General features: G+C 36.6%; 10 protein-coding genes and 1 pseudogene. 7 read left to right on the top strand and 4 right to left on the bottom strand.

Features of this window, described 5'->3' with window-relative positions:
• Positions 1-22: 22 nt before the first annotated feature.
• Together GGR10_RS02150 and secA are read right to left on the bottom strand one after the other, a co-directional pair.
• Positions 23-516 (bottom strand): annotated as a pseudogene (locus GGR10_RS02150) (Fur family transcriptional regulator).
• The gene (gene secA, locus GGR10_RS02145) at positions 455-3,172 is read right to left on the bottom strand and encodes a preprotein translocase subunit SecA (RefSeq protein ID WP_182479691.1); all 2,718 of its coding nucleotides are present in this window, start codon (positions 3,170-3,172) and stop codon (positions 455-457) included. Before secA ends, GGR10_RS02150 begins: the two are co-directional and overlap by 62 nt.
• Positions 3,173-3,585: 413 nt before the next feature.
• On the opposite strand from secA, the gene GGR10_RS02140 reads away from it, so the two are divergent.
• The 4 genes from GGR10_RS02140 to GGR10_RS02125 all read left to right on the top strand — a co-directional run bounded on the left by GGR10_RS02140 (position 3,586) and on the right by GGR10_RS02125 (position 8,228).
• The gene (locus tag GGR10_RS02140) at positions 3,586-4,536 is read left to right on the top strand and encodes a peptidylprolyl isomerase (RefSeq protein ID WP_182479690.1); all 951 of its coding nucleotides are present in this window, start codon (positions 3,586-3,588) and stop codon (positions 4,534-4,536) included.
• Positions 4,537-4,637: 101 nt separating this feature from the next.
• Positions 4,638-5,876: a bifunctional glutamate N-acetyltransferase/amino-acid acetyltransferase ArgJ gene (gene argJ / locus GGR10_RS02135; RefSeq protein WP_182479689.1), complete on the top strand. Its 1,239-nt coding sequence runs from the start codon at positions 4,638-4,640 to the stop codon at positions 5,874-5,876.
• Positions 5,877-5,996: 120 nt separating this feature from the next.
• Positions 5,997-6,410, top strand: coding sequence for an 8-oxo-dGTP diphosphatase MutT (gene mutT, locus GGR10_RS02130; RefSeq protein ID WP_182479688.1), 414 nt, complete (start codon positions 5,997-5,999; stop codon positions 6,408-6,410).
• Between the two features lie 462 nt (positions 6,411-6,872).
• Positions 6,873-8,228 (top strand): L-cystine transporter, encoded by a 1,356-nt coding sequence (locus tag GGR10_RS02125; protein ID WP_182479687.1) that lies wholly within the window; start codon positions 6,873-6,875, stop codon positions 8,226-8,228.
• 31 nt (positions 8,229-8,259) lie between these two features.
• On the opposite strand, the gene GGR10_RS02120 is transcribed toward GGR10_RS02125, so the two are convergent.
• Entirely contained in the window at positions 8,260-9,138 is an 879-nt protein-coding gene (locus tag GGR10_RS02120) for a methyltransferase domain-containing protein (RefSeq protein WP_182479686.1), read from the bottom strand.
• Positions 9,139-9,373: 235 nt separating this feature from the next.
• Between GGR10_RS02120 and GGR10_RS02115 the strand changes: the two genes are divergently transcribed.
• Together GGR10_RS02115 and grxC are read left to right on the top strand one after the other, a co-directional pair.
• Complete coding sequence (locus GGR10_RS02115; RefSeq protein WP_182479685.1) at positions 9,374-10,120, top strand: ComF family protein; 747 nt, start codon at positions 9,374-9,376, stop codon at positions 10,118-10,120.
• Between the two features lie 47 nt (positions 10,121-10,167).
• Positions 10,168-10,422, top strand: coding sequence for a glutaredoxin 3 (gene grxC / locus GGR10_RS02110; protein WP_010703447.1), 255 nt, complete (start codon positions 10,168-10,170; stop codon positions 10,420-10,422).
• A gap of 21 nt (positions 10,423-10,443) precedes the next feature.
• Here the strand turns inward: grxC and ubiG are convergent, their stop codons facing one another.
• Positions 10,444-11,190 carry a bifunctional 2-polyprenyl-6-hydroxyphenol methylase/3-demethylubiquinol 3-O-methyltransferase UbiG gene (ubiG, locus tag GGR10_RS02105; RefSeq protein ID WP_182479684.1) on the bottom strand — a complete coding sequence of 249 codons (747 nt, stop codon included), beginning with the start codon at positions 11,188-11,190 and terminating at the stop codon, positions 10,444-10,446.
• Positions 11,191-11,377: 187 nt separating this feature from the next.
• Between ubiG and GGR10_RS02100 the strand changes: the two genes are divergently transcribed.
• A complete protein-coding gene (locus GGR10_RS02100) occupies positions 11,378-12,631 on the top strand; it encodes an aspartate kinase (RefSeq protein ID WP_182479683.1) in 1,254 nt (417 codons plus the stop codon).
• Positions 12,632-12,855 lie beyond the last annotated feature (224 nt).

Here is a 12,855-nt window from a genome sequence, read left to right as displayed (position 1 = left end):
TAAGGCACATTAAATCACCAATTTAAGAATTACGTTTTTTCCCATAAAGCTCAAGACGGTGGTGGATTATATTGTAGCCAAGAGAATGGGCAATCTCTTCTTGCAATTTTTCAATAATATCAGACTGAAATTCGATAATGTGTCCTGTTTCCACATCAATAAGATGGTCATGGTGTTGGCCATTTGCTTGTTCAAAACGCGATGGTCCGCCACTGAAAGCATGACGATGAATTGTTCCATTTTCTTCTAATGTTTTCATTGTGCGATAAACAGTCGATAGTGAAATACTAGAATCTATTTTGTTTGCATGCTGAAAAATTTCAAATGCATTAGGGTGGTCATCTGTATCGGTTAAAATATCGAGAATAATACGTCTTTGGCGTGTTATCCTTAAACCTGCAGTTCGCAATACTTGTTCATAGTTTTGTTTTCTGTCCATCTTAACTGTCTACTTCTATGTGAAGGAGCCATGACAATGTTTATATTTTTTTTCTGAACCGCAAGGACAAAGCTCATTGCGTCCAATTTTTCCCCATGTGGTTGGATCATTGGGGTTACGTTCAGTTGGATCAACAAACCTATTTTCTTGTGTTCGAGCCCACAAGAAAGTATTATTTTTTTCACTTTGATTATTAGAAGCAGACTGGTCAATACAGGTTTGCACAGGTGCTGTTGGTTCTGTAGGTTGTTGAATAACCTCAAAACGCATGAGTTTAGAAACAGCATTTCTACGTAGATTTCTGAGCATGGTTTGAAAGAGTTCAAATGCTTCTGTTTTATATTCATTGAGAGGATCTCGTTGGGCATATCCACGAAAACCAATAATAGAGCGTAAATGATCTAAATTAACCAAATGTTCACGCCATAATGTGTCAATTGTTTCAAGTAATATAGCTTTATAAAAATAGGCCATAATTTCTGGACGATATTGCTCAGTGCGCTCATTTTCAAGTTTGGTAACGGCTTCTAATACGCGTTCGAAAATTTGTTTTTCAGCAACTCCATCTTCTTTTGCCCATTCTTCCACTGGTAGTTCAAGATTAAAAAGCTGATGCAACTCTTTTTGCAGAGCTTTCGTATCCCATTTTTCAGAATATGTTCCAGATGGGATGTAGGCTTCTACCAAATTATCAACCACCTCATGTCGCATTTCACTAATTGTTTCCGTTAAATTTTCTGCATTCATAATTTCCATGCGCTGCTCAAAGATAACTTTGCGTTGATCATTCATCACATCATCATATTTTAACAGATTTTTACGGATTTCGAAGTTTCGTGCTTCAACTTTTTTTTGAGCTTTTTCAAGCGCCTTATTAATCCATGGATGGATAATAGCTTCATCTTCTCTCAACCCAAGTTTTTGCAGCACGCTATCCATACGATCGGAACCAAAGATACGCATAAGATCGTCTTGAAGTGAAAGAAAGAATTTTGAACGACCCGGATCGCCCTGACGTCCAGAACGACCACGAAGTTGATTGTCAATACGACGACTTTCATGGCGCTCGGTAGCAAGAACATAAAGACCACCAGCAGATAATGCTTTTTCTTTAAGTTGCTTGACGTCTTTTATAATTTCTTCAATTCTAGCAGTTCGTTCTGCCCCTTCAGGGATATCCTGTAGCTCTTGTCGAATTCGCATCTCAACATTACCACCAAGCTGTATGTCAGTACCACGGCCTGCCATATTTGTTGCGATGGTTAATGCTCCAGGAACACCAGCTTGCGCGATAATATATGCTTCTTGTTCATGGTAGCGAGCATTTAAAACTTTAAAATTGGTAATACCTTCTTTGCGTAAGCGTTCTGCTAATTGTTCTGATTTTTCAATAGAAGTAGTACCTACAAGAATAGGTTGTCCTTTTTCGTGTGCTTGACGAATGTCTCGCACAATGGCACGATATTTTTCTTCTGCTGTTCGATAGATTTCATCATCTTCATCAAGGCGTTGCACCGGAAGATTTGTAGGGATTTCAACAACTTCAAGGCCATAGATATTATTGAATTCTTCAGCTTCTGTTACAGCAGTCCCCGTCATACCAGACAATTTTTTATACATACGGAAATAGTTTTGAAAAGTAATAGATGCTAATGTCTGATTTTCTGGTTGAATGGCTACATGTTCTTTGGCTTCTAATGCTTGATGCAAACCTTCAGAATAACGCCGCCCTGGCATCATACGACCTGTAAATTCATCAATAATGACGATTTCGCCATTACGGACAATATAATCTTTGTCCTGAATAAATAGTTTATGGGCTTTCAAGGCATTGTTGATATAGTGAACAGTAGCAACATTTTCTATGTCATAAAGACTTCCACTTTTAAGAAGCCCGGCTTGTTCAAGCATTTTTTCAATTTTTTCAGTACCGATTTCGGTAAAAATTGTTGTTTTTTGTTTTTCATCTATTTCGTAGTCTTCTGGAGTTAGAGAAGAAATAAATGTGTCAATAAGGTTATAGAAGTCGGTGCGATCTTCTAAAGGACCGGAAATAATAAGAGGGGTACGTGCTTCATCTATGAGGATTGAATCAACTTCATCGATAATTGCATAATGATGTCCACGTTGAACCATTTGGTTAGGGCTAAAGGTCATATTATCACGTAAATAATCAAAACCCAATTCATTATTTGTCGCATAGGTAATGTCACACGCATAGGCTGCTCGGCGAGCATCGCTATCGAGATCATGTAGAATAACACCTGTGCTTAAACCCAAAAATCCGTAAATTTTGCTCATTGCTTCAGCATCACGGCTAGCAAGATAATCGTTCACAGTAACAACATGAACACCTTTTCCTTCTAATGCGTTGAGGTAAACTGGCAAAGTTGCCATTAATGTTTTACCTTCACCGGTACGCATTTCAGCGATACCTCGATCATGAAGAACCATTCCACCGATGAGTTGTACATCAAAAGGACGCATGTTATAAACGCGTTTTGCTGCTTCACGGACAGTTGCAAAGGCTTCCACCAAGAGCGAATCAATAGTTGCGCCTTCAGTTAATCTTTGACGAAATTCGCTAGTTTTTTGGCAAAGCTGCGTATCACTTAATTTTTGGAATTGTTCTTCCAACGCATTAATTTGTACAACTTTTTGGCGAAAAGTTTTGATACGACGCTCATGAGCCGAACCAAAAAGTTTGCGCACAAAAACACCTAAATTGACCATTCCTGGTCCTTTCTTTTATTTATTACCATTGCGCTTGGTCGCTTCAATATTCAAATATATTGTCCCTATTTTGTATCTCTTAGAAGTACTTGATACAATCAAAATGTGGGCAGTATTATCATATTTCTAGTAGGTAACTTCTTTATATTTAAATTCTACCATAGAGATAAAAGGCTAAATTCATCGTGTCAACTTTAGGAATATTATTTAGTTTATGAGTATAGAATGATTTAGGGTATAATATGACATTTTTCATTATGGTCATGGTATATATTATCCGAGTAAAACAAGATAAAAGGATAAATTCTGTGTTTTTTTAACAAAATTGCTGATTTATTTATCATGTTAGAGATTAAAGTGCTATGATAAAAATTGAAGCCGGGAAGTACATTCATTCTTAAGGGAGTATATTTATGAAATTCAAATTAACAACGCTCTTTGTGGCATCAACTTTATTGGTAAGCACGAGTTTGAGTGTAGTGGCTCAAGATCACGTAAAATCTGCACCAAATGATTTGAATACTTTGGATAAAGCCTCAGCAAAACCAATTGCACCTTCTCACGTTATGGCCATTATTAATGGGAAGAGTGTTACAGCGGGTGAATTGGATGAGCTAGCACTTGAAATAAATCCTAATTTGGCACGTCTTTCTGATGAACAGCGTCGTATAACAGTTTTAAAAGCCTATTTAGATATGCAAGCGTTTGCTAAAGCAGCAATTGAGAAAGGTATCGATAAAACAGAAGTTTATGATAAACGTATGGCAATTATGCGTGATAATGTTCTTCAGCAACTTTATTTTAAACAGATGGTTGTTGATAAGATTCAAGATGCTGATTTGCAAGCTCTTTATGATAAGGAAGTTGCTGCTTTACCTAAAGAGGATGAGGTTAAAGCGCGTCATATTTTGGTTAAAACGAAAGAAAAAGCAGAAGCTATTATTAAGCGCTTAAAAAAGGGTGAAAGTTTTGAAGAGATTGCAAAAAAGGATTCAACAGATGGTTCGGCTTCTGTAGGCGGTGATCTTGGTTATTTTAGTTATGGTCAAATGGTTAAACCCTTTGAAGATGCTGCATTTAGTTTGAAAGTTGGTGAATACACTAAAAAGCCTGTTGAAAGCCCATTTGGTTGGCATATTATCAAAGTGGAAGATCGTCGCCCCAAACAACCTCCTGCATTTGATGATGTTAAAGAGGTATTGCGTACACAGATTATGAAAGATCGTTATCATGCATTAATCATTGATTTGCGTAATAAGGTAGATGTGAAATATCCTGATTCTCATATTGCAAAACTCATGCAATCACTTAATGAAAATAATGCAGCCCTTCCAGGTGAAACATCCAATGAAGAAGAGGAATAATATTTTTTCAATCTAGGTTATTTAATGTTTTTTCTTTTTCAAAAATTTCAGCAGTTATTTAATTGCATGAGATTTCATTGATTTTGACGGGAAAATACGTAATGGCTGTACAGATATCGCCTTTATCTCCCAAAACAATACAAGAGCTTCCGCCATTATCTGGTGTACGGATGGCGACGGCGGAAGCTGGGATTAAATATAAAAATCGTACAGATCTTCTTTTGATCGTATTTGATGAGCCAGCAAATGTGGCAGGTGTTTTTACACGTTCTAAATGTCCGTCTTCTTCTGTGGATCATTGTCGTGCATCACTTTCTCATGGAGTTGCGAGGGGTGTTGTTGTTAATTCTGGGAATGCAAATGCTTTTACAGGGTGTAAAGGGAAGCAAACAACAGATGCGATAGTACACACTGCAGCGAGTATCTTAAAGGCTAGAAAAAATGAAATTTTTTTGGCCTCTACTGGTGTTATTGGCGAATTAATGAATGCATCTTGTTTATTAAATCTTTTGCCCAATATGGCTGATGAAGCAGAAGAAGGAAATTGGTTAGAAGCTGCAAAAGCTATCATGACAACTGATACGTTTCCAAAGCTTGCAACACGCAGATTTGACTTTGGTGGGGAAGTTGTGACCATTAATGGAATTGCAAAAGGTTCTGGTATGATTGCTCCAGATATGGCAACAATGCTTTCTTTTGTAGTAACTGATGCAGCAATTGTTTCTGATATACTTCAATCTATGTTATCAGAGGCGGTTCAGGGATCTTTCAATTCCATTACTGTTGATAGTGATACTTCAACATCCGATACATTGATGCTATTTGCAACAGGGAAAGTAACAGGCAATTCCCTTTGTTTGACGAGTAAATCAGATCCGCGTTATAAGGCATTTACAAAGCAATTGAGTGAGCTTTTGCATGAACTTGCATTACAGGTTGTTTGTGATGGTGAGGGGGCCCGTCATTTAATTGAAGTTAGTGTAACTGGTGCCACAACAGATAGTGCCGCTAAAAGCATTGCTCTATCAATTGCAAATTCACCACTTGTAAAAACGGCTATTGCGGGTGAAGATGCTAATTGGGGGCGGGTGGTTATGGCAGTTGGAAAAGCTGGTGTTGAAGCAAATCGCGATCTCTTAACGATCTGGTTTGGCGAACATCGTGTGGCTGTTAATGGCGAGCGTGATCCTGATTATAGTGAAGAGATGATGAGCGCTTATATGAAAAACCAATACATTACGATTCGTGTCGATATCGGTCTTGGAAGTGGTAAAGCAACAGTTTGGTCTTGCGATTTAACAAAAGAATATGTTGCAATTAATGGCGACTATAGAAGTTGATTGATGTAATATAAATTAAGTACCATTCTCTTTTAATTATTAGACACTCAAACTTTTTCAATTCTTTAAGGGAAGATAATAGAAGAGCTTAGAGTTATATATTACTGTTGGAGATAAATAATGCAGATAAAACGCTCACTTCTTCTTGTCGTTGCATGTGCATTGTTGGATAGAGATAATCGAGTTTTACTTGCAAAGAGGCCTCCAGGAAAATCAATGAGTGGTTTGTGGGAATTTCCTGGTGGAAAGGTTGAAGAGGGGGAAACACCAGAGGAATCATTGATTCGTGAATTAAAGGAAGAGCTTGATATTCATGTTCAAAAAAATGATTTTTTGCCTTTAACATTTGCAAGCCATAGTTATGAAACATTTCATTTATTAATGCCATTTTATATATGTCGCCATTATAGGGGTATCCCTCAAGGACGAGAAGGGCAAAATTTAAAATGGATTTTTATTAACGATCTTGATAAATATTCTATGCCTGATGCTGATAAGCCATTAGTGCAGGTGTTGAAAAACTTTCTTCTATAATATGTTTATGAGTGGAGAAAATATTGAAAAATGGACGTTTTGTTCATTAAATATTTTGATAAAAAGAGGCTTTAGATAGATCTACCTCCGAAAAGGTGTTTTGTGATTATCCTCAAGGGTTTTCTTATTTCTCTTTAAGATCAAGAGCTCCATCATTACTGTTTATGGCTTTTATATATTGTTTTTCATTGAGATGCGATAGTGATTGCATGTAGCTTATTATTTATGAAAGAAATATTATATTCTTTAAAATAGAATTTTGCAGATATGTAAAAATCAGCTTATTTATTTTCTATTTTTATATAACTATGAATAGGTGAAAATTCGTTTCTGGCCTATAACTAATAAAAACAATGATTTTGTAAAAATGTAGTAAGCTCTATATTTTTAAAATATTACGAGTGAATTTTAAATTATATATTATTTTTTAATGTAAAGCACAAAAAATAGTAGGCATAAGCAATGACATTTAATTTTTTTATTAATTTATTTCTATTTATTATTTTTTTATTATTGCTTTCTCAAAGTAAAAAAATCAAATGGGGTTTTGCGTTACGTGTTATGTTGGGTCTTATTGTTGGCCTGATTTTTGGAAGTACTTTGCAGTTTATTTATGGGGAAGGTGAGTCAACACTATTAAAATCTGTTGAATGGTTTAACATTATTGGAGATGGTTATCTATTATTATTGCAAATGATTGTTATGCCATTAGTGTTTATCTCTATCGTTTCAGCGGTAGCACATTTGCATTCTTCTTATGCTGTTAGCAGAATTAGTGTAGTAACAATTTCAATATTACTTTTTACAACGTGCATTTCAGCATTGGTTGGTATTTTAGTAGTTAACTTTTTTGGATTAACAGCGAATGGTTTGGTACATGGAGGGGAGGATATATCTGCTGTTCTTGGTGGGAATACTTTTCAAGTTGGAGAAATAAATATACAAAAATTAATTTTATCATTTATTCCCCAAAATCCATTTGCTGACTTAATGGGATCTGAGCGTACATCGATTATTAGGGTTGTTATTTTTTCAGCGTTTTTAGGATCTGCTGTTCTTCTTTTAAAGAAAGATGATCCAGATAAAGGGGAGAAAGCTCTTTCGTTTATTCAAGTTATACAGTCTTGGGTTATGTGGTTAGTACGTATTGTAATTGCGTTAACACCTTATGGTATTTTTGCTCTTATGACTAAGGTGGGTGCAACCTCAAATGTTGCTGATATTTTTAAATTATTAGTTTTTATTGTTGCTTCTTATATTGGTATTATTCTTATGTTTGGAATTCATGGTGTGTTGCTTGGTATATCAGGCATTAACCCATTTCGTTTTTTCAAAAAAGTTGTACCTGTTTTGACATTTGCTTTTAGTAGCCGTTCAAGTAGTGCTACTATTCCTCTAAATATTGAAGCGCAAACACAGTGGATTGGTGTACCACAATCAATTGCAAGTTTTGCAGCTTCTTTTGGTGCAACGATTGGCCAAAATGGTTGTGCAGGTCTTTATCCAGCTATGCTTGCAACCATGATAGCACCATCTGTTGGTATTAATTCTTTCGACCCTATCTGGATTGCTACTCTTGTTGGGGTGGTAACTTTGAGTTCTATTGGAGTTGCGGGTATTGGTGGTGGTGCTGTTTTTGCTGCATTAATTGTTTTACCAATTATGGGGCTCCCTATTGCTTTGGTAGCCGTACTTATTTCTGTTGAACCTTTAATTGATATGGGGCGTACAGCTCTTAACGTTAATGGTTCAATGTTGGCTGGAGCTATGACAAGTCAAATATTACGCACAACGGATAAGAGCATTTTTGAAAAATGATTTTCCTATAAAATTTGCGGTTTTTTCATTGTTATTTTGATTGTTTTTCTAAAACATCAACAAGGGATATTTGCGCTGAACCAGGACGTAAGGGTTTTTGTTGATTTTGATCAGGTGCCCAACCGGATAACCATATGAAAGAAAAATGCGCGCGAATGCGACCATCTGGGTCACTAAACTGTTGTGCGTAGATTTCAGCAGCGCGAAGAAAAAAGCGCTTAGATACAGGGCGTTGTGAGCGATTAATTAACGCATTTTGCATCCCCATGGCTTTAAGGTCATGCATGAGATCAAACATTGTATTGTAGCGTATTGTGATATTTTCGACATCCACTACGGGCATAGCAAAACCAACACGTTGTAAAATAGCTCCTACATCACGAATATCGGCAAAGGGGTAAATTCTTGGGCTAACTCCTCCATAAATTTCGAGTTCAGCTTGAAGCAAACTTTCTCGCAATTCTCTTAATGTTCCAGCTCCAGTCATAACTGCAAGAAATAGGCCATCTGGTTTAAGAATGTCCTTTATTTGTTTTAAAATACCAGGGGTATCATTGGTTAATTGTAGTGAGAGAAGCGAAACAATAAGATCGCAATAGTGTGGTGGAAAATCAAGAAATTCTCTGTCACGTAAATGAAATTTTTGATCATGACTTTGGTAAAGAATGTCAGTTTCAACACGTTCTATAGAGCTAATTTTGCCAGATTTTTTTAAAGCTTGTACAGCAAGGCCCGTATGGCTATGTAAATCTAGAGCTAGTGTGAATTGACGCTCAACAGTTTTTAGACGTTTGTAAAGATCTTCAGCAACATAGGATAATAAAAAATCATATCCCTCTTTTGCTTTTTTAAAAGCGCGTTTGCGAAATTGTTCAATGCGGATATGATCAAAAATAAGAGGATGAGACATATCGCTTACCATTTCCTGTTTTGGGGATATAGTTTTAAATCAGTTTATTATGATGCAATGCTATATCAAGCTTATGATGAAAAAGGAACGACGAAATAGCTTGATAAAACTGAGTATTTTTGAAAAAATCAAATTTCATAGGTTTTGAAACGTAAAAAAAATGTCTTATGCTACAAAGCTATGAAAGAGTAAACTGATGAAGTGATACTTTTAAGATTTTTTTAAATAGGGGGATATGTTGGGTAAATTCATTGAGTCCTTAATAAAAATTTTATATCCACCGACTTGCCCTGGATGTAAGAAAATTGTTTCTGCTTATAGTACGGTTTGTTCTGATTGTTGGAAAGATTTTCAATTTATTACGAAACCTTATTGTCCTGTTATGGGGATTCCTTTTGCTTACGATATGGGAGAAGGTTTTCTTAGTGGTGAAGCAATTCAAGCTTCTCCTCCTTTTTCACGTGTTCGTTCAGTGGTTGTTCATAAGGGGTTAGCGCGACTTTTGACAATCCAATTGAAATATAGTGATCGTCTAGAATTAGCACGTTTTATGTCTAATTGGATGGTACTTGCAGGGCGTGAACTTCTTGATGATTGCGATGTTATTATTCCTGTTCCATTGCATTTTCGTCGTTTTTTCTGGCGACGTTATAATCAATCTGCTGAACTTGCCCGTTATATTGCAGCAGCACGGAAAAAACCTTTTAAACCTGGCTGGCTTGTTCGTTCTCGGCATACTCGTCCACAGGTTGGTTTATTTGCTAAGGAACGAAAACTTAATGTGCAAAGCGCTTTTAAGGTACCTCATAAAATTAAAAAGCATTTAAAAGGGCGTTCTATTTTGCTGATTGATGATGTTTTGACAACAGGTGAAACAATTACTGCAGCAGCTGCAACATTAAAACGTGCAGGTGCACAACAAGTTGATGTACTGACATTTTCGCGCGTATTAAAAGACGTTTCTGTTTTGTCTCACTCTTGAGAAGTGATTAAAGATTGATTATATCAAAAAAACATTGGAGAAATATTATGAAAGAAATAACACTTTATACACGTCCCGGTTGTCCCTATTGCACAAAAGCGCGTGCTTTATTTGATAAAAAGGGCGTCAAATATACAGATATTGATGCATCAACTTCCCTTCGTCAACAAATGGTACAACGAGCCAATGGGCGTAATACATTTCCTCAGATTTTTATAGGCGATTATCATGTTGGAGGTTGTGATGATCTTTATGCTTTAGATGCTGAAGGTAAACTCGACTGTTTACTCAAAAGTGCCTAATAATTATCTGTTATGGTTAGCTTATTCAAATCGTTTTGCAAGAAGCATATAGTTAACGTCCATATCTTTTGAGCGATTCCAGCTATCATTCAATGGATTATAAGTAATGCCAATTTCATCAATAACGGATAGAGTGTTTTGAGATAATAGCTTTTTAAGTTCTTGAGGTTTTAGAAATTTTTTATAGTCATGAGTTCCTTTTGGGAGCCAACGTAGAATATATTCAGCACCGACAATTGCTAGCCCCCAAGCTTTCCATGTACGGTTAAGTGTTGCGACAAACATAAGCCCTTGAGGTTTGAGCATTTTGGCAGTGGCCGATATGAAGAGATTAACATCGGCAACATGTTCAACAATCTCCATGTTGAGAATTACATCAAATTGTTCTTCTTCATCTGCAAGTTTTTCTGCAGTGGTGGCGCGATAATCAATTGAAAGACCGCTTTGGATTGCATGGGTTTTTGCTACCTCAATATTGGTTTGCGAAGCATCGGCTCCTATAATAGTGGCTCCAAGGCGTGCCATTGGTTCACATAACAAGCCGCCCCCACAACCAATATCAAGAATCCTCAAACCTTCAAAAGGCGCAAGAGACATAGGGTCACGATCAAATTCTAAACAGATTTTTTCTTTAATATAAGCAAGGCGTGTTGGATTGAATTGATGAAGGGGGCGAAATTTGCCCTGCGGATTCCACCATTCAGAAGCAATTTGTGAAAAATGATCAATTTCACTCTGATCAATCGTAGTGTGAGCTTTATTTATCATATCACTCTCCTTTTATTTTCATATTATCAAGTCAGGTAGATTTTTCTAAAGTCAAGAGTAAATTAACATAATCATGCTGGGCTTGCGAAAATTATAGATATTGGTTATGTCGAAAAGAAATTTGATACGGCGACAGGACCTTATTCTAACTGTCTCATTTGAAATAAGAAATATAAGAGTATTATAAATGGCACGTATTGTCATGAAATTTGGTGGCACATCTGTAGCAAACATTGAATGTATTCATAATGTTGCTCGACATGTCAAAAGAGAAGTAGATGCGGGTAATGAGATTGCAGTGGTGGTATCTGCAATGGCTGGTAAAACAAATGAGCTTGTTCAATGGACGCGTGAAGCTTCACCAATGCATGATGCTCGTGAATATGATGTAATCGTTTCTTCTGGGGAACAAGTAACAGCAGGTTTGTTGGCTATTACACTCCAAGCAATGGGGGTGAATGCTCGCTCATGGCTTGGGTGGCAAATCCCTATTTATACTGATAATGCGCATAGTGGTGCACGGATTGTAGATATTGATGGATCTTTTTTAATACAGCGTTTTCAAGAGGGGCAGGTAGCAGTTATTGCTGGTTTTCAAGGATTAGCTCCAAATAATAGAATTTCTACCTTGGGACGAGGTGGATCAGATACAAGTGCGGTTGCAGTAGCGGCGGCTTTGCAGGCTGATCGTTGTGATATTTATACAGATGTAGATGGTGTTTATACAACTGATCCGCGAGTTGAACCTAAGGCACGTCGTTTACCGAAAGTGGCTTTTGAAGAAATGCTTGAAATGGCTTCTCTTGGGGCAAAAGTTTTGCAAGTTAGGTCTGTTGAATTAGCTATGGTCCATAAAGTTCGTACTTTTGTACGCTCAAGTTTTGAAGATCCCGATGCTGTAGACATGTGCAGTTCAGTTAATCCCCCTGGAACACTTATTTGCGATGAGGATGAGATTGTGGAACAACAAAATGTTACTGGTATTGCTTTTGCTAAAGATGAAGCACAAATTTCACTACGCAGGCTGGCAGATCGTCCGGGTATTTCTGCAGCAATTTTTGGCCCTTTGGCTGAAGAGCGTATCAATGTTGATATGATTGTGCAGAATATTTCTGAAGACGGTTCAAAGACTGATATGACTTTTACTGTACCATCAGCTGATGTAGATAAGGCTGTTGCACTTCTTGAGAAGAATCGTGCAGAGATTGGGTTTGATGTTATTCAATTTGAGAGTGATCTTGCAAAAGTTTCTGTTATTGGTGTTGGTATGCGCAGTCATGCAGGGGTTGCAGCTACAGCATTTAAGGCTTTGGCTGAAAAAGGCATTAATATTCAAGCAATTACCACTTCAGAGATTAAGATTTCTGTTTTAATTGATAGTGCTTATACTGAACTTGCAGTAAGAACTTTGCATGCTGTTTATGGCCTTGAAATAGGATAAGTATTTTTAATTTTAAATATTTTCCAATTAATTAGGCATATTTAGATTTTATATGTACTCTAGCTAAGAGCCTTACTAAGATTGCTTCTTGTTTTTTACATCAGCTATTATGAGCATAAAGTTTTTCTTTATTTTGTTCTAAAAATATAGAAGAGTCTATTATTGAGGTGTTTATTATTAGAGTGTTATGTGGTTTGTTGACGCTTAATCAAGCTACATTAGTA

This window comes from Bartonella chomelii, from assembly GCF_014138465.1.
Lineage (GTDB): Bacteria > Pseudomonadota > Alphaproteobacteria > Rhizobiales > Rhizobiaceae > Bartonella > Bartonella schoenbuchensis.
This window is presented reverse-complemented; position numbering and strand designations above follow the sequence as displayed.